The sequence below is a fragment of the Denitrificimonas caeni DSM 24390 genome (assembly GCF_000421765.1).
Lineage (GTDB): Bacteria > Pseudomonadota > Gammaproteobacteria > Pseudomonadales > Pseudomonadaceae > Denitrificimonas > Denitrificimonas caeni.
In genome coordinates, this window is the sequence record NZ_ATXQ01000006.1 from 86429 (window position 1) to 108554 (window position 22126).

21 protein-coding genes are annotated in these 22126 nt (G+C 48.3%); 14 read left to right on the forward strand and 7 right to left on the reverse strand.

Annotated features, from left to right (window positions below):
• Window positions 1–348 precede the first annotated feature (348 nt).
• From H591_RS0109945 to tal, 6 genes are all read left to right on the forward strand, one after another.
• Complete coding sequence (locus tag H591_RS0109945; protein ID WP_022966804.1) at window positions 349–957, forward strand: REP-associated tyrosine transposase; 609 nt, start codon at window positions 349–351, stop codon at window positions 955–957.
• Window positions 958–1518: 561 nt separating this feature from the next.
• Window positions 1519–2013 (forward strand): hypothetical protein, encoded by a 495-nt coding sequence (locus H591_RS0109955; protein ID WP_022966806.1) that lies wholly within the window; start codon window positions 1519–1521, stop codon window positions 2011–2013.
• Between the two features lie 96 nt (window positions 2014–2109).
• A complete protein-coding gene (locus H591_RS0109960; protein WP_022966807.1) occupies window positions 2110–2844 on the forward strand; it encodes a zeta toxin family protein in 735 nt (244 codons plus the stop codon).
• The gene (locus H591_RS16010) at window positions 2837–3010 is read left to right on the forward strand and encodes a hypothetical protein (RefSeq protein ID WP_022966808.1); all 174 of its coding nucleotides are present in this window, start codon (window positions 2837–2839) and stop codon (window positions 3008–3010) included. The genes H591_RS0109960 and H591_RS16010 overlap by 8 nt, the downstream gene beginning before the upstream one ends.
• A 257-nt stretch (window positions 3011–3267) precedes the next feature.
• Window positions 3268–4344: a tRNA dihydrouridine(20/20a) synthase DusA gene (dusA, locus tag H591_RS0109970; protein WP_022966809.1), complete on the forward strand. Its 1077-nt coding sequence runs from the start codon at window positions 3268–3270 to the stop codon at window positions 4342–4344.
• Window positions 4345–4426: 82 nt separating this feature from the next.
• The gene (gene tal / locus H591_RS0109975) at window positions 4427–5344 is read left to right on the forward strand and encodes a transaldolase (protein WP_022966810.1); all 918 of its coding nucleotides are present in this window, start codon (window positions 4427–4429) and stop codon (window positions 5342–5344) included.
• A 47-nt stretch (window positions 5345–5391) separates the two neighbouring features.
• Here the strand turns inward: tal and rssC are convergent, their stop codons facing one another.
• Both rssC and H591_RS15215 read right to left on the reverse strand, forming a co-directional pair.
• Window positions 5392–5880 carry an anti-sigma factor antagonist RssC gene (gene rssC, locus H591_RS0109980; RefSeq protein ID WP_022966811.1) on the reverse strand — a complete coding sequence of 163 codons (489 nt, stop codon included), beginning with the start codon at window positions 5878–5880 and terminating at the stop codon, window positions 5392–5394.
• Window positions 5877–6629: a PP2C family protein-serine/threonine phosphatase gene (locus tag H591_RS15215; RefSeq protein ID WP_169337557.1), complete on the reverse strand. Its 753-nt coding sequence runs from the start codon at window positions 6627–6629 to the stop codon at window positions 5877–5879. The genes rssC and H591_RS15215 overlap by 4 nt, the downstream gene beginning before the upstream one ends.
• 418 nt (window positions 6630–7047) lie before the next feature.
• Between H591_RS15215 and H591_RS0109990 the strand changes: the two genes are divergently transcribed.
• Window positions 7048–7341, forward strand: coding sequence for a PilZ domain-containing protein (locus tag H591_RS0109990; RefSeq protein WP_022966813.1), 294 nt, complete (start codon window positions 7048–7050; stop codon window positions 7339–7341).
• A 10-nt stretch (window positions 7342–7351) separates the two neighbouring features.
• On the opposite strand, the gene H591_RS0109995 is transcribed toward H591_RS0109990, so the two are convergent.
• The 3 genes from H591_RS0109995 to H591_RS0110005 form a co-directional block, all read right to left on the reverse strand.
• Window positions 7352–8095 (reverse strand): MlaA family lipoprotein, encoded by a 744-nt coding sequence (locus tag H591_RS0109995; RefSeq protein ID WP_022966814.1) that lies wholly within the window; start codon window positions 8093–8095, stop codon window positions 7352–7354.
• An 88-nt stretch (window positions 8096–8183) separates the two neighbouring features.
• Window positions 8184–9572, reverse strand: coding sequence for a cysteine--tRNA ligase (gene cysS, locus H591_RS0110000; RefSeq protein ID WP_022966815.1), 1389 nt, complete (start codon window positions 9570–9572; stop codon window positions 8184–8186).
• The gene (locus H591_RS0110005) at window positions 9569–11254 is read right to left on the reverse strand and encodes a glutamine--tRNA ligase/YqeY domain fusion protein (RefSeq protein ID WP_022966816.1); all 1686 of its coding nucleotides are present in this window, start codon (window positions 11252–11254) and stop codon (window positions 9569–9571) included. Before H591_RS0110005 ends, cysS begins: the two co-directional genes overlap by 4 nt.
• 123 nt (window positions 11255–11377) lie before the next feature.
• On the opposite strand from H591_RS0110005, the gene H591_RS0110010 reads away from it, so the two are divergent.
• Both H591_RS0110010 and H591_RS15220 read left to right on the forward strand, forming a co-directional pair.
• Entirely contained in the window at window positions 11378–11872 is a 495-nt protein-coding gene (locus tag H591_RS0110010) for a peptidylprolyl isomerase (RefSeq protein WP_022966817.1), read from the forward strand.
• Window positions 11869–12600, forward strand: a complete 732-nt coding sequence (locus H591_RS15220; RefSeq protein ID WP_022966818.1) for a UDP-2,3-diacylglucosamine diphosphatase — start codon at window positions 11869–11871, stop codon at window positions 12598–12600. The genes H591_RS0110010 and H591_RS15220 overlap by 4 nt, the downstream gene beginning before the upstream one ends.
• On the opposite strand, the gene miaE is transcribed toward H591_RS15220, so the two are convergent.
• Window positions 12597–13226 carry a tRNA-(ms[2]io[6]A)-hydroxylase gene (miaE, locus tag H591_RS0110020; RefSeq protein WP_028244340.1) on the reverse strand — a complete coding sequence of 210 codons (630 nt, stop codon included), beginning with the start codon at window positions 13224–13226 and terminating at the stop codon, window positions 12597–12599. The two genes, H591_RS15220 and miaE, sit on opposite strands and share 4 nt — an antisense overlap.
• Before the next feature lie 154 nt (window positions 13227–13380).
• Between miaE and H591_RS0110025 the strand changes: the two genes are divergently transcribed.
• The 3 genes from H591_RS0110025 (at window position 13381) to H591_RS0110035 (ending at window position 19058) form a co-directional block, all read left to right on the forward strand.
• Entirely contained in the window at window positions 13381–14241 is an 861-nt protein-coding gene (locus tag H591_RS0110025; protein ID WP_022966820.1) for a universal stress protein, read from the forward strand.
• A 392-nt stretch (window positions 14242–14633) separates the two neighbouring features.
• Window positions 14634–17243 carry a bifunctional aconitate hydratase 2/2-methylisocitrate dehydratase gene (gene acnB, locus H591_RS0110030; RefSeq protein WP_022966821.1) on the forward strand — a complete coding sequence of 870 codons (2610 nt, stop codon included), beginning with the start codon at window positions 14634–14636 and terminating at the stop codon, window positions 17241–17243.
• A gap of 894 nt (window positions 17244–18137) precedes the next feature.
• Window positions 18138–19058, forward strand: coding sequence for a ZIP family metal transporter (locus tag H591_RS0110035; protein WP_022966822.1), 921 nt, complete (start codon window positions 18138–18140; stop codon window positions 19056–19058).
• 21 nt (window positions 19059–19079) lie between these two features.
• Here the strand turns inward: H591_RS0110035 and H591_RS0110040 are convergent, their stop codons facing one another.
• Window positions 19080–19397, reverse strand: coding sequence for a DUF1883 domain-containing protein (locus tag H591_RS0110040; protein ID WP_022966823.1), 318 nt, complete (start codon window positions 19395–19397; stop codon window positions 19080–19082).
• Window positions 19398–19639: 242 nt separating this feature from the next.
• Between H591_RS0110040 and H591_RS0110045 the strand changes: the two genes are divergently transcribed.
• Window positions 19640–20782: an MFS transporter gene (locus H591_RS0110045; RefSeq protein WP_022966824.1), complete on the forward strand. Its 1143-nt coding sequence runs from the start codon at window positions 19640–19642 to the stop codon at window positions 20780–20782.
• Between the two features lie 115 nt (window positions 20783–20897).
• Window positions 20898–22103 carry an alanine transaminase gene (gene alaC / locus H591_RS0110050; protein ID WP_028244341.1) on the forward strand — a complete coding sequence of 402 codons (1206 nt, stop codon included), beginning with the start codon at window positions 20898–20900 and terminating at the stop codon, window positions 22101–22103.
• Window positions 22104–22126: the final 23 nt, after the last annotated feature.

Below are 22126 nucleotides of genomic sequence, written 5' to 3' on the forward strand. Positions count from 1 at the left end.
CACCCCTGACGACTCATTACCTCACAATCAATTCAAGCTAATCCTCTATTCGCAGCATCACATGCTCAGCACAATGCGGGCCTGCGGCCCGCGCTCCCAAACAGCAATGCAAGCTCTCGATTGACTCTAGGCTCCACGCAATAAGCACGTCCATAGTCTGCAGGATCACTACAATCTCTCAGCACACTCTGGGAGCGCGGGCGGCCCGCCCGCAATACGCTCTTATATCAACACACATCTAAACTTTGCCCGCACGATCCTTCAACAAAAAAGAAAATCGACTACACTTTCTAGACCATGCTAAGCAATTTCAATATTGCTAAGTAACAATGAAACATGGAGATCACTATGCAAACTCAAGGACGAGTCGCAGGTAACGTATCAGCAAAAACCACACTTCCAGAAGCTCATAGTCGCGGTTATCTGCCTCACATTGAAGAGGCTGAATTTCAAATGATTACCTATCGGCTTGGCGACGCACTTCCTACCGAAGTGATGCAACGCTTAGCTCATCTTGGCAGCGAAAAGAGACGTATTGATACTGAGCAGCTATTGGGTGCAGGTTACGGACAGTGTTGGCTGGCTTACCCTAACATCGCCAAAATCGTAATCGACAACTGGTTGTACTTTGCTGGAAAGCGCTACAGGATTCTGGCCTATGTCGTCATGCCAAATCACGTGCATCTGTTAATTCATGTGTTCGAAGACAGCTCACTTTCGAAAATTATCCAGAGCTGGAAATCTTACACGGCCAAGAAAATCGCTAAACAACTGGACTTAGCTGGACAACAACCGACACTACCCATCTGGCAACCCGACTATTGGGATAGATTTATTCGCAATCAGGCACACCTCGAAGCGGCTATCGCCTATATCCATAACAACCCAGTGACTGCTGGTCTTGTGGCTTGCTCGACAGATTGGCGTTGGAGTAGTGATTACAAAAGTCGCTCATAAAATATAATAGCTAGCTGGATTAAAACGCCATTGAATACAGGCAAATGCACTTAAGTTGCTGTGTACTTAGTAGCCTCTAATGCGGGCCAGCGGCCCGCGTTCCCAGACAGCAATGCAAGTTCTCGATTAACTCTAGGCTTCCCGCAATAAGCACGTCCATAGCCTGCAAACTCACTGAAAATTTCTCAGCACACTCTGGGAGCGCGGGCGGCTCGCCCGCAATAAGAACCTGCATTCTTGTGTCAAAGTCAGTTGAACTCACTCGCGCTTGCCAACCTGATAATAAATTCAATCTAAACCTCGCTCCTAAACACAGCACGATTAACATACAATACGTCCTCAAAATGGCTCTTCCGAGCAGCCAAGTCGTTATTAAAGAGCTGAACATTGATGAACACAGTAAACCGCCGCTTCTCTGTCGCCCCGATGATGGATTGGACTTTTAATTTATAAATAACTTTAAAATCAATAACTTGCTAAAATTTATTTATTATTGTGACTCTTTTGTGTATCCGTAAATCTAGCAAACCACTCCAATCGATCAATAGGGAAGGTATTATAATGCGTAAAATTTTAGCAATGGCTCTGATTTATACTGCGCTTGCAGGTTGCGGGCACTCGCAAATTCAGTACCAACCCTCCGATAGAAACCTTGATTGGAACAAAGCAGTATCGATCATTGAGCAAGGCTTTTATGAAGACTACGGTGCACAAAAAACACAAGCCGTTGCAGTAACAAGCGAAGCAATCATTTTGTCTGATGGTACGATTTCAAACAGTGTAGGAATTAGCACCGCCAGTCCGATAGCGGGCAGTGCTTTAATTGTAGGAACTAGCACGACCAAAACAGTCAGCGCTGGCCAGAGAATTTATCTGAACTCTTTAGCCGATAGCATGCTTATGAAGCGCAACGGACGCGATCATCGCTATGCTGTCATCATCCGCATAAAGCCCGGAGTAACGGCTCGGAGTGTGTTTTTCAGAACAGAGCATCAAGCAAGAAAATTCTTAGATGCTCTAGAGTATTTAAAAGTAGCTTACAGTATGGCCAACTAGCAATTATAAAACCGTTAACAGCGCAGAAACCAAACGAATGAAACAAACTGTAGCTGCTCTGTTGTCCCAATCACGGATTAAACTGGTTAAAATTTAATGCAGACAAAAGCTGAACAGCTGATAGCTGAAAAAGCACTCGCTTATGCTAGAAAAACGAAAAAGCAATTCGCTAAGACTGAAACCAATAAAGATATTTTCTCTCCTGAAGAACATCCTATTACGCTATTAATGGCAGGCTCTCCGGGTGCAGGTAAAACAGAAACGGCTCAAGAAATGCTTAGTGTCATCGGCCAGGCAATTCACATTGACCCCGACAGGTATCGAGATCACTTTGAAGACTACACTGGGTATAATGCTTATCTTTTCCAAGGCGCAACCTCAATACTTGTCAACAAGGTTGTCGATGTCGCTTTAAAAAACGGACAAAGTTTCATACTTGACGGCACCCTTACCAAGTACGAAATAGCTAAAAAAAACATCCAAAGGGCACTTGATAAAGGCCGTAATGTCATTATTTTGTATGTATACCAAGACCCTCTCGTAGCTTGGGAGTTTGTGCTAGCTCGTGAAAAAACAGAAGGACGGCGAATCCACCCTGACACATTTATAGAACAATATTTCGAAGCTCGGAATGTAGTAAACAAGCTGAAAGCTGAGTTTAAAAGCATGGTCCATCTTGAGATTTTAATAAAAACCATGGCCTACGCTGAGCATAAGAAATCTATACTGCGCTACATTAATGGGGCAACCTCTATTGATTCGCACATTCCAGAGCAGTACACTTGCGAGCAGCTCCAAGAGCTAATAAAACGGGAATGCCAAAATGATTAATCGTTTACTAGGTAGAGATGAGAAAGTAGTCAGCACTGATTTCTCTAATTTTTTTAACAACGCTAAATCAGCAGAGCGTAAAAAAGTTTTTGAACAAGTGTTAACTGGTGCCTGCCGCCGCCAAGAAAAAGTTCTGGCCGAGCGCTCTCGTAGTATCAATGCGTAAAAAAACAAAAGAGCCCCTTAAGTGGGGCTTTTTTTGCCTGCGAATAGATACAATATCCAACCTCAGCATCACAGATCAGCTACACACGATCTAATTCAGCCACCTCCCTGCCTGTCGTCATTAGCGACCTGCGACTGACCAATTAAGTGAATATAAGCGCTTATCGATACTCGATGAAGGTAGTGTCTTCTATGCGATAATAACCATTAATTTTATGCTCACAACCGCAGTGTCACATTTAATTTTACGGGGTCAAAATGTTACACCGAGCCGCTCAAAACGTACAAAAACAGCCAATAACAGACAATAACGAACACACAGAAAACACCACAGAATCATGCTTAAACCCAGCAAACCCGCTGGGTACGGTGTCTAGGCGCTTCTCCGTTGCCCCGATGATGGACTGGACTGACCACCACTGCCGCTACTTTTTGCGGCTGATTTCTAAGCGTGCGTTGCTCTATACCGAGATGGTAACCACCGGTGCAATATTGTATGGCGAGAGTGCGCGATTTTTGCGCCATGACCAGTCTGAGCACCCCATAGCGTTGCAGCTAGGTGGCAGTAATCCTGCAGATTTAGCTGCTTGCACAAAGATGGCGGCTGCGGCAGGTTTCGATGAGGTGAATCTCAATGTTGGCTGTCCGAGCGATCGCGTGCAGAACAACATGATCGGTGCCTGCTTAATGGCGCATCCGCAGTTGGTCGCTGATTGCGTCAAGCAGATGCAGGATGGCGTAGATATTCCGGTCACGGTCAAGCACCGCATTGGCATCAATGGCCGTGACAGCTATGCCAAGCTGTGCGATTTTGTCGGTACGGTACGTGACGCCGGTTGCACAAGTTTTACTGTGCATGCGCGGATTGCCATTTTGGAAGGCTTGTCACCGAAAGAAAACCGCGATATTCCACCGCTGCGCTATGACATTGCCGCGCAGCTTAAAACTGACTTTCCAGATTTGGAAATCATCCTCAATGGCGGCATCAAAACCCTTGAGCAATGCACAGAGCAGTTACAAATCTTTGACGGCGTGATGATTGGTCGTGAGGCTTACCACAACCCTTGGTTGCTCAGTGAGGTTGATCATCAACTGTTTGGCGATGCGCCGCGCGAGATTACCCGTACCGAGATTCTGCAGCAGTTACGCCCTTACCTCGTGGCGCATATCGCGCAGGGCGGCAAGGCAACCCACATCACTCGACATATTCTCGGTTTAGCACAGGGTTTCACCGGCGCTCGACGTTTTCGCCAGCTGTTATCAGCAGACATTTACAAAACAGATGAACCCATGCGCATTTATGATCAAGCTGTGGCGGGTCTCGAAGGTCGTTAAGCGCATAGAAATTATTGCATCCGCAGCAGTGCTCAGTTATGTTCTGTGCACTCTTTTTTAGCCCCAGATCGCAGTTCATACTATGACGTCAAAACTAGAACAATTAAAACGTTACACCACAGTGGTTGCGGATACCGGTGATTTAGATGCCATCGCACGTTTGCAGCCAGTCGATGCCACGACCAACCCATCATTGCTGTTAAAAGCGGCCACTTTTCCTCGCTATGCACGGATGATGGCGCAGATTCAGCAAGATTTTTCTGGCAACCCGCAAGCAGCCTGTGAGCAATTTGCGGTTGCTGTCGGCACTGAAATTTTATCCTTGATTCCTGGTCGTATCTCTACCGAAGTGGACGCACGCTTATCCTTTGATGAGCAAGCCACTTATGAGTACGCATTGCGCTTAATTGATCGCTATGAACAACAAGGTGTTGATCGCCAGCGGGTGTTGATTAAAATCGCCTCGACCTGGGAAGGCATTCAAGCAGCACGTCGTTTGGAAAAGCTTAATATTCAGACCAACCTCACTCTATTATTTTCCTTTGCCCAAGCAGCCGCTTGCGCCGATGCGGGGGTGTTTTTGATTTCCCCTTTCGTTGGCCGTATTTATGACTGGTACAAAAAAGCACTCGACCGTGAATACGTAGGCATTGAAGATCCTGGTGTGCAGTCGGTATCGCGGATTTACCGTTATTACAAAGGCAACGATTATCAGACCATTGTGATGGGTGCGAGTTTTCGTAACCTCGGCCAAATTGAGCAACTAGCAGGCTGTGATCGTCTAACAATCAGCCCTGAACTGCTGGAGCAATTGAGCAATGAGAGTGCGCCACTGGAGCGTAAACTGCAAAGCAACGGGCAAAGTGAAGGCCGTGCTTTTGTGGATGAGCAGAGCTTCCGCTGGGCGCATAACGAAGATGCGATGGCCAACGAAAAGCTTGCTGAAGGCATTCGTGCTTTTGCGCGCGACCAAGAGAAGTTAGAGAAACTGTTTCGTTAAGCACTAGGATTGTTGCGGGCCGGCGGCCCGCGCTCCCAACAGTAAAGTTACGTAGTGCTACTTTCTAAAGCGCTGACCAAGTCACGAAAAGCATCACGATTGGATTCATTTAGACTCATCAGAATCTGGTGTGCTTCTAACACGCGCTCTTTGACCACCGCTTCTGATTGATCCTGCTCTGGCAAGTCATCCAAACATTCAGGGCACGGTGCAGGCGTGTGTACCAGATTAAACACTTGGTTAAAGCCCATCGAGTCAAGCACACGACTGACGTCTGGGTTGGTGCTGGCCAAAGTCGGCAGCATGCCAAATTTGCGTTTAGACAAAATCGATAACTTAGCCAACAAGCCTAAAGTGGTGCTATCGATACTGATCACCTCGGTTAAATCAATCACAATTGACTTAAAAGAATTGGTTTTCAGAATTTTCTCTATGGTTTCATTGAGCGCAGAACAAAAGGTTAAGCGCACATCCCCCACACACTTTAAAACAAAGGTTTCGTTGTATTCAGCAAACTGAATTTTACCATCACTCATGCAAGATTCCTGCTCAGCACCAGCATGGCGATATCATCGGGCATATTGCTACAGTTAGCTAGTCCTAGGCGTTCAACGATACCGGCGTACTCGCCATGCGCCGCAGTGATTAGTTTTGGTAAAGCCGCTTCACGGGTAATCAGATACTTTTCTGGCAGCACTTCTAAGACACCATCAGAAAATAAACTTAAGCTGAAAGCCGCAGGTAAAGGCATCTGCTCACAGCTGTAAGTGGAATGTTCAAACAGCCCGACCGGCTGACCTTTACCACGCAAAAAATCGGCACGCCCCGCACTGTATAGCACTGGCGAAGGCAGGTGCCCTGCGACACTCCAGTGCAGCATATTCTGATCGGTATCGACAATGGCGCAGATCAGCGTCACATGTCGGTCTGCGTTATAGATGAGCAAACGCTGGTTAAGATAGCTCAGGACTGTGGCCGGCGTCAGTGAGCGATCTGCGTGAACGGCATGTGCTCCGAAGATAAACTCACGCACAGTATTTTTAACCAACATGCTGATCAGCGCGGATGCCGTGCCGTGTCCAGACACATCTGCCAAGTATAAGAACAGACGGCCATCGGGCAGGACAAAGTAGTCCAGCGAGTCACCGGTTAAATACAACGCCGGAACCACACAATGCTCAAATGTGATGCCTTGTGTTTCCCAGGGTGTGCTTGGTCGTATGAGTTGTTGCAGCTGCTGACCAGCACGCTGGTCTTCAAGCAGTAAAGTGTGCTGTTTTTGCAAAAAAAGCAGCTCCTCAGAGGCAGTCATTGGACTGGTCTGTTGCGAAGTTGAATGCATTACTTATAAATCGTAAAGAGTGTCTAGGCGCAAAAGGTACTCTCATCGTTACCCTCATTCAAGAGGTGTCTGTCACTGCTGCATCTTACAAGCGTAGGGTGTTATAGGCTCGAGTTCCACCATGCCTGTTAAAAACGGCTTTATCGAATTAGCATTTAGAGTAATTTCTTCTGATGCGCAGCCCTGTTAGACCGATTTAAAATAAAAACCACCGAAGGTCTCACACTATTCAGTCATAGTTAAATCGCTTACTTTACATTTAAAGCAGTATCAGTGATGTTAAGCACTGTGTTTACAGCAGGCGCGGAATAAGATGCTTTTATATCTGCGTCAGAATGGGTAAAGCAACCGGAGCAACAACATGAACTACTACAACGAAAAGCGTGACTTTATCCGCATGCGCGTTGAAACCGCAATAACATTTGAATACGAAGGTGAAACATTCGATGCAGTCTGTATCGATCTTTCCAGTACAGGCATGCAAATTGAAACAGATGCTTCTTTGCCTCTCAGCCAAGGCCAATCAATTCGTGTTTTGATTCCCTCTTCACACCCAGAACTCACTGGCCTGCAAGCGGATACAGAAATACAGCGTCTAGAAAAACTCGATAATGGCCGTATATCCATTGGTTTAGCCATTATCTCTATGCAGTAAAAGCTGTTATTTAAAAATCATCCACCACATTGCCATCCATCACTCTGAACTCACGGTTCTGCAAATAGGCATTACGAATGAAACGGTACTTGTCACCGCTGATTAACCGCTCAGCTGATAATAGCTTTGCCCGCGTATCGACAACATTTAAAGCAAATACGCTGTTACGCACGGGAACATCATTAACATAACGATAAGCGCTGACATAACTGTCTGGATACATAGCAAACGTATCGCGGACTGTGCTGGGACCAAACAACGGTAAGACCACATAAGGACCGCTTTTCACACCCCAAGAACCCAAGGTCTGACCAAAGTCTTCATCGTTACGCTGCAGGCCCATTTTTGTCGCAACATCAAAAAAGCCCAAGACGCCGAAAGTGCTGTTAAACATAAAGCGAGCGGTATCAACACCGGCATCATGCAGCTTCAATTGCAGCACATTATTAGCCAGATTTTTCACCTCACCAACGTTACGAAAAACGTTATGAATACCGTCTTCGACAACATCGGGAGTGATTTTCTGATAACCCTTGGCTATAGGTTTTAGAGCCCAACGATCGACAGCATCATTGAAACGGAAAATTGCACGGTTGGCATTTTCCCAGGGGTCTTCATTCTCGCCAAACGCTTCCCAGCTGTCATCGTAATCATCAGCGTCTGCTGCCACAACTGAATGTGAAAGACTCAAGCACCCAGCCATCAGCATTGTGCTTAGCATGCAGCGTACGGAGGTATTAAAAAAATGCTGCATAGTGCTCTCCAATCTTTTCATTTAAATACACAATAAGTCTGTTGATGCTGCACGACAGTATAGATCTCGCGCAACATCAACGCAGCATTTATTGATCAGCAAAACGCCAACCTGTGCCGTCTTTGCCATCTTCTAAAACGATGCCCAAAGCCGTCAGTTGGTCACGAATACGATCAGATTCAGCCCATTCTTTATTTTGACGCGCGGCCAAACGTGCGGTGATCAATGCTTCAACCTGTGCGGCATCCATGCGTTTTTCTGCACCAGCTTGTAAGAAGTCATTCGGCTCGAGCTGTAAAATACCCAGCACCGCTGCAAGCTCTTTCATCCGCGCAGCTAAGCCTGCAGCTGCAGCATGATCTTGCTTGTCAAGGCGGTTCACTTCACGAGCCATCTCAAACAGCACTGAGCAGGCTTCAGGTGCATTAAAGTCATCGTCCATCGCCTTGGTAAAGCGCTCAACAAAGACTTCACCACCAACTGCTGGAACGATCTCCAGACCTTTTAACGTCAGGTAAAAACGCTCGAGTGCTGATTTGGCTTCGCGCAAGTTATCTTCAGAATAGTTAATCGCGCTGCGGTAATGACTGGACACTAAAAGATAGCGCACCACTTCTGGATGATATTTTTCTAGCACATCACGAATGGTGAAGAAGTTACCCAAGGATTTGGACATCTTCTCGCCATCGACACGCACCGCACCAGCATGCATCCAAGTGGTGGCGTATTGCTTGCCGGTCGCAGCTTCGCTTTGCGCGATTTCATTTTCATGATGCGGAAAGACCAAGTCTGGACCGCCACCATGGATGTCAAAGCTGTCGCCTAAGCAGCAGGTCGACATCACTGAACATTCAATGTGCCAGCCCGGACGGCCTGCGCCCCATGGCGACTGCCAGCTTGGCTCGCCAGGTTTAGCCGCTTTCCAAAGGACAAAATCTAAAGGATCTTCTTTGGCTTCATCAACTTCGATGCGTGCACCAATTTTTAAATCACTGATATTGCGTCGCGATAATTTGCCGTAACCAACAAACTTAGCCACGCGGTAGTACACATCACCATTGGCAGCAGGATAAGCAAAACCTTTATCAATCAAGGTTTGGATCATTTTGAACATGCCATCAATATGACCGGTAGCACGTGGCTCCTGATCAGGACGCAGTACATTTAAACGTGCTTCATCTTCATGCATGGCTGCAACCATGCGCTCAACTAACTGCTCAAATGGCTCGTTGTTTTCTTGCGCACGGCGAATGATCTTGTCGTCAATGTCGGTAATATTGCGCACATAAGTGACTTCGTAGCCACGGTGACGCAACCAGCGCGTCACCACATCAAAAGCCACCATTACTCGTGCATGACCAATATGGCAGTAGTCATACACCGTCATGCCGCAGACATACATGCGCACATGCTTGCCTTCTAACGGCTGCAGCGGCTCTTTACGTTTAGTCAGGGTGTTATAAATCGTTAAACTCATGCTTGCCCCCACGAATCACGCAAAGTCACAGTACGGTTAAATACCAATGCATCCGGCTTGCTGTCACGGCTGTCGAGGCAGAAGTAGCCTTCACGCTCGAATTGGAAACTGTCGCCCACTTGCGCTTGCAGTAAGGATGGCTCGGCGCGGCAGCCTTTCAATACCACCAACGACTCTGGATTGACGTTATCAAGGAAAGATTCGCTGGCTTCACCGTCATCGCCTTTATCAGGGTTGGGCGTGCTAAATAAGCGGTCGTACAAACGCACTTCGCATTCAACGCTTTGCGCAGCGGGTACCCAGTGAATCACACCTTTAACTTTACGGCCTTCTGGGTTTTTGCCCAAGGTTTCTGGGTCGTACGAGCAACGCAGTTCAATCACATTACCATCGGCATCGCGAATCGCTTCGTCGGCACGAATCACATAGCTGCCGCGCAAACGTACTTCACCACCGGGCACTAAACGCTTATAGCCTTTCGGTGGATTTTCTTCGTAATCGCTGGCGTCAATGTAGATTTCACGCTCGAACGGTAATTCACGCACACCAATATCACGCTTGGGGTGACGTGGCAGTTGCAGCGTGAGCGCTTGATCTGCTGGATAATTGCTGATCACCACTTTAATTGGCTTAAGTACGCACATGGCGCGTGAGGCATTGGTATCTAAATCTTCACGAATACAAAATTCCAGCATGCCTAAGTCGACAACACCACCGGCACGGTTCACCCCAATCATGTCGCAGAAGTTGCGAATCGAGGCAGCGGTATAACCACGACGACGGAAACCACTGATGGTCGACATGCGTGGATCATCCCAACCGGTGACGTGATTTTCATCGACAAGCTGCTTGAGCTTGCGCTTGCTGGTCACTGTGTAATTAAGATTTAAACGAGCAAACTCGTACTGACGCGGCTTGGCCGGCACCGGTAACTGCTCTAAAAACCACTCATACAATGGACGGTGATCTTCAAACTCTAAGGTGCAAATTGAGTGAGTAATCTTCTCAATCGCATCGGACTGGCCGTGCGTGAAGTCGTAACTTGGATAGATGCACCATGTGTCACCGGTTTGGTGATGATGGGCGTGACGAATACGGTACAAAATCGGATCGCGCAAATTCATATTCGGCGACGCCATATCGATTTTTGCACGCAGCGCACGGGTACCATCGGGGAACTCGCCAGCACGCATACGGGTTAGCAAGTCTAAGTTCTCGCTGACACTGCGCTCACGAAACGGGCTGTTTTTACCAGACTCAGTCAAGCTGCCACGGTATTCGCGCGCTTGCTCAGGTGATAAGTCGCAGACATAAGCTTTGCCCTGCTCTACTAAATACACCGCCCAAGCGTACAACTGCTCAAAGTAATCTGAGGCGTAACGCACTTCGCCATCCCATTGAAAACCAAGCCAGTTCACATCCGACTTAATCGCATCGATGTACTCTTGCTCTTCTTTAGCAGGATTGGTGTCATCAAAGCGCAAGTGGCAGACACCGCCTAATTCTTTGGCTAAACCAAAGTTTAGACAGATCGATTTAGCGTGGCCAATATGCAAGTAACCGTTAGGTTCAGGTGGAAAGCGCGTAACAATACTGCTGTGCTTGCCTGACTGTAAATCGGCTTCAAGAATAGGACGAAGGAAGTTCGCGGCGACATTAACGGAAGAATCAGACGTGCTCATGGGCTCTTAAATACTCATTACTGCCTATTATGGGTAGGCTGGCTCAAATAAAGTGCTTATCATACCCGAACCTGCCAGCTCACTGACAGGTCTATGACTTTTTAGCTTCTATGGATCAACTCAATGATTAAATTACACACTAATCACGGCGTGATTACCTTAAATCTGTTTGCTGACAAAGCGCCAGAAACCGTTGCCAACTTTATTCAGTATGTTAAAGACGGTCACTACGACAACACCATTTTTCACCGTGTGATCAGCAACTTTATGATCCAAGGTGGTGGTTTTGACAGCAACATGAAACAAAAAAGCACCCGCGAGACGATTAAAAACGAAGCCAACAACGGCTTGTCTAACAAGCTTGGCACCATCGCGATGGCGCGTACCATGGAGCCACATTCAGCTTCAGCGCAGTTTTTCATCAACGTCAAAGACAATGACTTCCTTGATCACAGCGCACCAACCACTCAGGGTTGGGGTTACACCGTTTTCGGTGAAGTAGTTGAAGGCATGGATGTAGTTGACGCCATTAAAAGCGTTGCGACCACCAGCAAAGGCGGTCACCAAGACGTACCACGCGATGATGTAATCATCGAAAAAGCAGAGATCGTCGAGTGATTCTGCTGATTTCTGATTTGCATTTACATGAGGAGCGCCCGGATATCACCGGCGCGTTCCTTGCGTTTCTGCAGCAGCACGCCAAGCACGCACAAGCACTTTATATTTTAGGTGACTTCTTTGAAGTGTGGATTGGCGACGATGCGATCAGCCCGTTTCAACGCTCAATTGCGCAAGCGCTCAGCGCTGTCGCAGCCAGCGGTACGCAAATTTATTTAATGCACGGTAACCGTGATTTCTTAATCGGCAATGATTTTTGCAAGTTGGCCGATTGTCAGTTATTAGCAGACCCTAGCCTTATCAAACTAGCGGGTGAATCGGTGCTACTGACGCACGGCGACAGTCTCTGCACCAGCGATAAAAGTTACATTCGTTTACGAAGAGTCCTGCGCAACCCTTTGATTTTACTTATCTTGCGCAACTTACCTTTGCGTACGCGTCAGCGCCTAGCAGGCGATCTACGACAAAAAAGCAAAGCCAGTACACGAATGAAAGCCAGCGACATTACCGATGTAAATCCTGAAGAAGTGGCGCGTGTGATGGCTCTACACAAAGTGCGCACACTCATTCACGGGCATACCCACCGCCCTGCAGTGCACGACCTGGGCAATGAAAAACAGCGTATTGTTCTCGGTGACTGGGATACACAAGGCTGGTATATCGAAGCCAGCGCCTCACAACTCAAGCTGCTAGCACTGCCTTTCAGTGATACTACTGCGGACTGTTAAGCCTGCGCTGTCTCAGTCGCCTGCTTCGGCACACCACTGTGAAATCTAAATACTTCGTCTTCGGTGAGAATCGCCTCGCGCTCAACTTCTGCAAAAAACGCCACGCGCTGATCAATGGGTTGTTTAGCGTACAGCTGCGCCATGCGTAAATACCCTTCAAAATGGCGTGACTCTGACTTAAGCAGCGATGTATAAAACCGTCCAAGTTCTTCATCTAAAAACGGTGCCAAGCGATAAAAACGCTCGCAGGAACGCGCCTCAATAAAAGCTAAAATAATCAAACTATCAATCAGCTTTTCCGGCTCTTGTTTGGCCGCATGCTTATGCAAACGCTGCGCATAGCTAGAAGCGGTGATTTGCCGATAACGCATGCCACGCTTTTTCATGATGGCCGTGACTTGCTCAAAATGACGCAACTCTTCGCGCGCTAAGCGTGACAAGTGCTGCAGCAGCTCTTCACGCTCTGGATAACGGAACATCAGCGTCAGTGCAGTACCCGCTGCCTTCTTTTCACAGTTAGCATGATCGAGTAACAACTCTTCTGGGTGATCCAGCGCACAATCAATCCAACTCTGTGGTGTTTGACACTGTAAAAAAGCTTCAATTTCAGGTATTAACATAGACATGTACTGACAAAGATAAAGAATGCGCACCATTATACGGTGCGCCCACAGAACAACCAGCCTTCCGCGTTGATAGATATCAATACCCAGCGCAGGATAGAGCTGGCATGATAGTTACAGATCATCTCTATATTCTAAAATCGCGCAGGAGATACACATGCAAGCTATTCGTACCATCTTAGTTGTGATGACCCCGAGCCAACCTGAAGAGCTGGCATTAAAGCGCGCCAAGCTGATTGCTGGAGTGACTCAGTCACGCCTACATTTGTTAGTCTGCGATAAGCGTGGCGAGCACGCTAAGTATCTTGCCGACACAGCGCAAGCACTTAAAGAAGATGGCTATGAAGTGACCACTCAGCAAGCTTGGCATGAGTCTTTTCATGAAACCATTATTCAAGCACAACAAGCCGAAAGCTGTGGCCTGGTGATTAAACAGCACTTCCCAGAAAACCCGCTTAAACGCGCGTTACTGACGCCCGATGACTGGAAACTGCTACGCTACTGCCCTTGCCCAGTGTTGATTGCTAAAACCAACCGCCCTTGGACCGAAGGCACTATCCTTGCTGCAGTCGACGTAGGTAACAGCAGTGCAGAACATAAAGCCCTGCACGCAAGCTTAATTAGCAATGCTTTTGAAGTAGCATCCATTGCTAAAGCAACCTTGCATGTCCTGACTGCACACCCATCGCCAATGCTGTCAGCTTCTGACCCAACCTTCCAACTGCGTGAAACCATTGAAGCGCGCTACCGCGAGCAGTGTGCAACATTCGTTAAAGAGTTTGAGCTGGATGATGAGCAAATGCACATCAAAGAAGGCCCTGCAGATGTTCTAATTCCGCAAATGGCGAAAGAGTTGGACGCGGTGGTCACTGTTATTGGTACTGTTGCTCGCACAGGTTTATCCGGTGCACTGATCGGCAATACCGCTGAAGTGGTACTCGACGCTGTTGAAACTGATGTTTTAGTACTTAAGCCACAAGACGTGATGGTGCATTTAGAAACTCAACTCGAGCGCTAGAGTTAAATTTGCATAGCTAAAACGACCCAGCAGCCGTTTGAAAGCTTTTTTAAACGGCTGCTTTTAACCCAGATGCGCCACTAGCCAAGCGTAATAAAGTGCTGCAAAACCATGTTAGCCCAAGGTCTAACATGCATTTCCCTATGCAAAACCATGAATGCCCCTTAACTTTATGACGCGTGTAGCTTAGAATAAGCGCGCCATTTTAGGCGATCACGTCCAACGTTGAAGCTGTTTTCAAAGCGTAGAGCGTTATCTTTTTAGCGTTGTAGTAGCATTTGTACTGATAAATTCGGGCTCATTCTGATTACGCGCGTCTGTAATACTTTGAAAACAGCTTCTGGATAAGCGCCCCTTCCCTGTTTGGGGGCCAATGATGAGGATAAAATACTGTGCTTGAAGCCTACCGCAAACACGTAGCAGAACGCGCTGAACAGGGCATTGTCCCTCAGCCACTCACTAGCGAACAAACCTCAGGTTTGGTTGAGCTACTGATTAATCCACCTGCTGGTGAAGAAGCTTTCCTGCTGGAACTGATCACTGATCGCGTTCCTGCCGGTGTTGACGAAGCCGCTTATGTAAAAGCGGGTTTCTTAACTGCAGTCGCTAAAGGTGAAACCACTTCACCGCTGATTGATAAAGCACACGCTGTTAAGTTGTTGGGCACCATGCAAGGTGGCTACAACATCGAAACATTGGTTGCTCTATTAGACGACGCTGAGTTATCTGGTTTAGCCGCTGCTGAACTGAAGCACACTCTGCTGATGTTTGATGCATTCCATGACGTTGCTGAAAAAGCTAAAGCCGGCAATGCCAATGCTAAAGCTGTAATGCAATCATGGGCTGACGGCGAGTGGTTCAAAGCACGCCCAGCACTAGAAGAAAAAATCACCTTAAGCGTGTTCAAAGTCACTGGCGAAACCAACACTGATGACCTGTCACCTGCGCCTGATGCATGGTCACGTCCTGACATTCCTTTGCACGCATTAGCGATGCTGAAAATGGCACGTGATGGTATTAACCCAGACGTTCCAGGTTCAGTTGGCCCAATCAAGCAAATGGAAGCACTGAAAGCTCAAGGCTTCCCAGTTGCTTACGTTGGTGACGTTGTTGGTACCGGTTCTTCACGTAAATCAGCGACCAACTCTGTGCTGTGGTTCTTCGGTGACGATATCCCGAACGTACCTAACAAGCGCGCAGGTGGTTTCTGCTTCGGTACTAAAATTGCTCCAATCTTCTACAACACGATGGAAGATGCCGGCGCACTGCCAATCGAATTTGATTGCACTAACCTGAACATGGGCGACGTGATTGACGTTTACCCATACAAAGGTGAAGTACGTCGTCACGGTTCTGATGAACTGGTAACGACTTTTGAACTGAAAACTGACGTTCTGCTTGATGAAGTACGCGCCGGCGGCCGTATTCCATTGATCATTGGTCGTGGTTTGACTGACAAAGCACGTGCAGAACTTGGCTTAGGCCCAGCAGATTTGTTCAAAAAGCCTGTTGCACCAGCTGATAGCGGCAAAGGTTTCACCTTAGCGCAGAAAATGGTCGGTCGCGCTTGCGGTTTAGCAGAAGGTCAAGGCGTACGTCCTGGCACTTACTGTGAACCGAAAATGACCACCGTTGGTTCGCAAGACACCACTGGCCCTATGACCCGTGACGAGTTGAAAGACTTAGCTTGCCTAGGTTTCTCTGCAGACCTAGTCATGCAATCTTTCTGCCACACAGCTGCATACCCTAAACCAATTGACGAAATCACGCATCACACATTGCCTGACTTCATCATGAACCGCGGTGGTGTTTCACTGCGTCCAGGCGACGGTATCATCCACAGCTGGTTGAACCGTATGTTGCTGCCTGACACCGTTGGTACTGGTGGTGACTCACACACCCGTTTCCCAATGGGTATTTCTTTCCCAGCAGGTTCTGGTCTAGTTGCGTTCGCCGCAGCCACTGGCGTAATGCCATTGGATATGCCTGAATCAGTACTGGTTCGCTTCAAAGGTAAAATGAACCCTGGCATCACGTTGCGTGACCTTGTTCATGCGATTCCTTACTATGCGATCCAAGAAGGTCACCTGACCGTTGAGAAGAAAGGCAAGAAGAACATTTTCTCTGGCCGTATTCTTGAAATCGAAGGTCTAAACGACTTAACCGTTGAGCAAGCGTTTGAATTATCTGACGCATCAGCTGAGCGTTCTGCTGCAGGTTGCACCATTAAGCTGCCAGAAGACGTAATTGCTGAGTACTTGAAATCCAACATTACTATGTTGCGTTGGATGATCGGCGAAGGTTACGGCGATACGCGTACCATTGAGCGTCGCGCACAAGCGATGGAAGCATGGTTAGCGAATCCTCAGTTGTTAGCAGCTGACGCAAACGCTGAATACTCAACAGTGATCGAAATCGATCTTGCTGATATCAAAGAGCCAATTCTTTGCGCACCAAACGACCCAGACGATGCTCGTTTACTGTCTGACGTTCAAGGCCGTAAGATTGATGAAGTATTCATCGGTTCGTGCATGACCAACATTGGTCACTTCCGTGCGGCAGGTAAATTACTACAGAAAGTTGACACTAAAATGCCAACACGTCTGTGGTTAGCACCACCAACGCGTATGGATCAGTACCAGTTGACCGAAGAAGGTTACTACGATATTTACAACAAAGCTGGCGCGCGCATGGAAATGCCAGGCTGCTCATTGTGCATGGGTAACCAAGCACGTGTTGAGACTGGCGCGACTGTCGTTTCCACTTCAACACGTAACTTCCCGAACCGTTTAGGTGACAACACTGACGTATTCTTGGCCTCTGCTGAGCTTGCGGCTGTTGCCTCAATCATTGGTAAGTTGCCAACTGTTGAAGAGTACATGGCGTACGCGAAAGACATCGACAGCATGGCTGCAGATGTATATCGCTACCTCAGCTTCGACCAAATTGCCTCTTACAAAGAAGCCGCTGCGAAAGCAACGATTCCTGTATTAGCAGTGTAATTTAGCGTCGCTTGCAAGACCAAATGCCCCGCCTCGTGCGGGGCATTTTTGTTTGTACTAGCGGGCCATGCGTTCTAGCTCTTGTACGAGCGTGCCATGCGCTCTAGCTCTTGTACGAGCGGGCCATGCGTTCTAGCTCCTGTACGAGCGGGCCATGCCCGCGACAGTGATCACACACAGCGCTTGAATAGACTTTCCTGCTGTGTTTGGAAAAAGTGCGCCTGCCGTACTCCGAGGAAAGTGTTCATCCGTCGATGAACCCATCCAGGGTTCAACTCCGGCGCTCGCCATCCATGGCTCACTCACCACACCCTCCTCGAAGCACTCGTTGATCATCTGCAGTGTTGGCTATGACGCGCACAAGTCACTAAAGCAAAACAGCACACGTCTAAAACCAAATGTATATCTCTTTCCGCGACTGGCGTACTTCGAGGAAAGTGTTCATCCGTCGATGAATCCATCCAGGGTTCAACTCCGGCGCTCGCCATCCATGGCTCACTCACCACACCTTCCTCGAAGCACTCGTTGAGCACCTGCAGTGTTGGCTCTGACACGCACAAGTCACTAAAGCAAAAGCAAAGATACTGAATCTCTCTCACCCTCATGCTTTTAGCCTTTGCGTCGTGCGACAGACTAACCAGCAGCACCTTTGTTCAAATGAGTACCGCGCTAGTGATGTGTCGAGCGAGCCAGGGACGGCGAAGCGCCCGAATCGAGACAGGATGTCTCGTTGAGGGAAGAACAGCACCAGCGCGGTACGGCATGCGTATAACCTGCTCGATGCTTTTGATTGTGGCTTTTGCTTTTGCTTACACAGCGCGACATAGGCTACGCATAATATCAATACAGCCAGCGCATGGCGTACACTCAAGCTCTGTTTGGGAGACGGCAGATATGCGAAGCAGCGATAAAGCTCATCAAGAACTGATAAATGCATGGCGCGCGCAAGCACGTAACAAGCCTTGGCTCACCCTGAGCTTTGCCGGCTGCTTAGTGCTGATTCTGCTCTTACTGCTAATCACCGCCTATCAAGGCATGCATCTTGAAAACTTTCATTACGCACTCAGCGGAGGTATGGCGGGATTTATCGCCACTGCTCTAGGTGCTGCGCTGATCTTTTTCACTCGCAGCATCAGTGTGCGCATCCAAGATGCGCTGCTGGGCTTTGCCGCCGGCATGATGCTGGCGGCCAGCGCTTTTTCATTGATTCTGCCCGGAATTGAAGCCGCAGAAGAACTGTTCGGACAGCGCACAATCGCCGCCGCCATTGTCGTCTTTGGACTTGGTCTTGGCACTTTGATGATGCTCGGGCTTGATTACTTCACTCCACATCAGCAAGCCAGTGAAACACTGTGTGGACCTGAGTGCCAACGCCTTAGTGGGATATGGCTGTTTATTTTTGCCATCGCTTTGCATAACTTGCCAGAAGGCATGGCCATCGGCATTTCTTTCACCCATGGTGATTTCAAAATTGGCTTACCACTCACCATCGCCATTGCCATTCAAGACGTACCCGAAGGCTTTGCCGTTGCCTTAGCACTACGCAGTGTAGGCTTGAGCCCAAGTAAAGCTTTTTTGATTGGTGCAGCGACAGGCATGTTAGAGCCTGTAGGTGCTATTTTAGGCTTTGCCATGTCCAGTAGTTTAGCTTGGGCCTATCCCATGAGTATGGGCTTAGCCGCCGGCGCCATGATCTTTGTGGTATGTCACGAAGTGATTCCAGAAACCCACCGCAATGGTTACCAAGGCGCTGCAACAACAGGCTTGATGATAGGCTTTGCGGTGATGATGTTTCTCGATACAGCGCTGGGCTAAAACAGACCAGCGCAGCACAGACTAGTCTTCTTGGTATCTTGCTTGCGGTGCTTCTTTTTTACGAACGATTTTAATTTTATGGGTAAAAGTAGGCTTGCGCGTCACACTGATCGCGCGACTCGTCACCGTATCCAGAGTGATATTCCAGTAACCGGTACTTGGCACGATAATTTTTGCCGGAAAACGATCAAACGCACCGCCATGATAGGTATGACGACCGCCATTTTTAAAACTGCGGAAATTAGGGTCACTCATAAGACGAATATTGCAGGTTTGCGAGCATTGAATAATGACAGTATCGCCTTCTTTTAAATACTCACGCTGGTGAACAAACTTCATAAGACACATCACAAAACAGTTATTTGCGCGTAATATACCACGTTGCCTTACGCAGATTTAGATTCTCTTAGCGCATTTCCTGCCTTTTCTAGAACTGGCTTCACGGATCCCTCAATACTATGCAACGCCATCACGCCCTAAAACATGCCTGGTTCTTCTGCAGCTTCGATCACGGCATCCTGCATTTATGGTGAGTGCACTCTTCTAAAAAAACCATTATTTTCTTGAAGAGTTGAATACCGATGTTGTCTATAAAAAATCATGACGATTCACTGCTATTGGCCATCCTCGCCAGCCGCGTTGGCTTCTTTATCGCTGGATTATGCCTCGCTGTCTGGGCTCCGCTGGTTCCTTATGTACGCCTGAGCATCCCAATGAGCGATGCCACGTTTGGCCTGATGCTGCTCTGTATTGGCGTTGGCTCACTGACCTGCATGCCGTTATCGGCAATGCTGACCAACCGCTTTAGCATTCGCAGCTGCCTGTTTATGGTTACCCTGCTGTTATTGGCTGCTCTATTGACTATGGCAACGGCATCATCACTTTGGCTGCTAGGGGCTGCGCTGTTTACCTTCGGTGGCAGTATGGGCGTGCTGGATGTCATTCTTAACATTCAAGGCTTGAGTGTTGAGAATCGCGCAAATCGCAGCATGATGTCCAACTTTCACGGCATGTTTAGCTTGGGCACCATTGCCGGCTCATTACTGATGATTACCCTGTTAACCCTCGGCCTATCGCCCATGTTCAGCACCTTAACGCTGCTCAGCACTGTACTGTTACTCAGTGTATTTGCCGTACGGGGCTATTTAAACGAGCGCACCCTGAGTAGTAAAGATGCATTTATTTGGCCTAATGGCTGGATTCTGCTGGTCGGATTAATGTGTTTTATTGTGTATCTGGCCGAAGGCGTGATGCTCGATTGGAGTGCGTTATATCTGATTGATGACAAGCATATCGCAACCGCTCAAGCCGGTCTTGGCTATGCCTGCTTCTCAGCGATGGTCGCCACAGGACGTTTTATCGGAGATGGTTTAGTTCAACTGCTCGGGCGCGTACGGGTGATTGTCGGCGGTGGCCTGCTGGCTGCTGCGGGAGTTACACTGAGTATTCTCAGCACGCACTGGGGACTTGGTTTGGTGGGCTTTGCGCTGTGTGGTTTAGGCTGCGCCAACGTGTCGCCGGTGTTGATCTCAAGCCTTAGCAAACAAACCCATATGCCGACCCACTTAGCCATTACTGCTGCCACCACCATTGGTTTTGCTGGCGTACTAGCAGGACCGGCAATGATGGGTGCAGTCGCCCATTACAGTTCACTCAGTGCAGCATTTGCCGTTTTAGCAGTGTTATTACTGGTGGTTGCCGCACTAGGCCATCGCTTTAAGTAAATTTGTACAGCCTCTACTTGAACTTCATCTGAGTCAGGCGTAGTTTTATGCGCTTGACTCACGCATGAGTCAGCGTCGCTCAGACGGTTCTGGGCGCTTACGTTTTGAGGTTCACATGACTGACACCCGTCCACCACGGCGCTTTTCGCGCATCGATCGTTTACCCCCGTATGTTTTCAATATCACTGCTGAGCTAAAGATGGCAGCACGCCGTCGTGGTGAAGATATTATTGATTTCAGCATGGGCAATCCCGATGGTGCGACGCCGCCACATATTGTCGAAAAGCTGGTACAAGTCGCACAGCGTGAAGACACGCATGGCTATTCAACCTCTCGTGGCATTCCACGCCTGCGTCGGGCGATTACCAACTGGTACAAAAAACGCTACGAAGTGGATCTTGATCCAGAAACTGAAGCCATCGTTACCATTGGCTCGAAAGAAGGCCTCGCGCATCTGATGCTGGCGACCTTGGATCAAGGCGATATGGTTTTGGTGCCTAATCCTAGCTATCCAATTCATATTTATGGTGCGGTGATTGCCGGCGCACAAGTACGTTCCGTGCCACTCATTCCTGGCGTGGACTTCTTTGTTGAATTAGAAAAAGCCATTCGCGAGTCGATTCCTAAGCCGAAAATGATGATCCTTGGTTTCCCTTCCAACCCAACTGCGCAGTGCGTTGAATTGGACTTCTTTGAGCGTGTAGTGGCGCTGGCTCGCGAACACAACATCATTGTTATTCACGACTTAGCTTACGCAGACATTGTCTATGACGGCTGGAAAGCGCCCTCGATTATGCAGGTGGAAGGTGCCCGTGATGTTGCCGTTGAATTCTTCACTTTATCGAAAAGCTACAACATGGCCGGTTGGCGCATTGGCTTTATGGTCGGTAATCAAGAGTTGGTCAGTGCACTGGCGCGGATCAAAAGCTATCACGACTATGGCACCTTCACCCCTCTACAAGTGGCTGCCATTGCCGCTTTGGAAGGTGATCAACAATGCGTGCTGGATATAGCGGAGAAATACCGTCAGCGCCGCAATGTTATGGTTAAAGGCCTGCATGAAATCGGCTGGATGGTCGAGAACCCGAAAGCCTCTATGTACATCTGGGCGAAAATCCCTGAAGCCTATGCGCATTTAGGCTCGCTGGAGTTCTCGAAAAAACTCCTCGCCGAAGCCAAGATCAGTGTCTCGCCCGGTGTTGGCTTTGGTGATTATGGTGATGATTATGTGCGCTTTGCCTTAATCGAAAATATCGATCGTTCTCGCCAAGCCCTGCGCGGCATCAAGTCGATGTTCCGCGCCGACGGACTGATTGACTAAGCCGACGAGCAGTGATGGCAAGA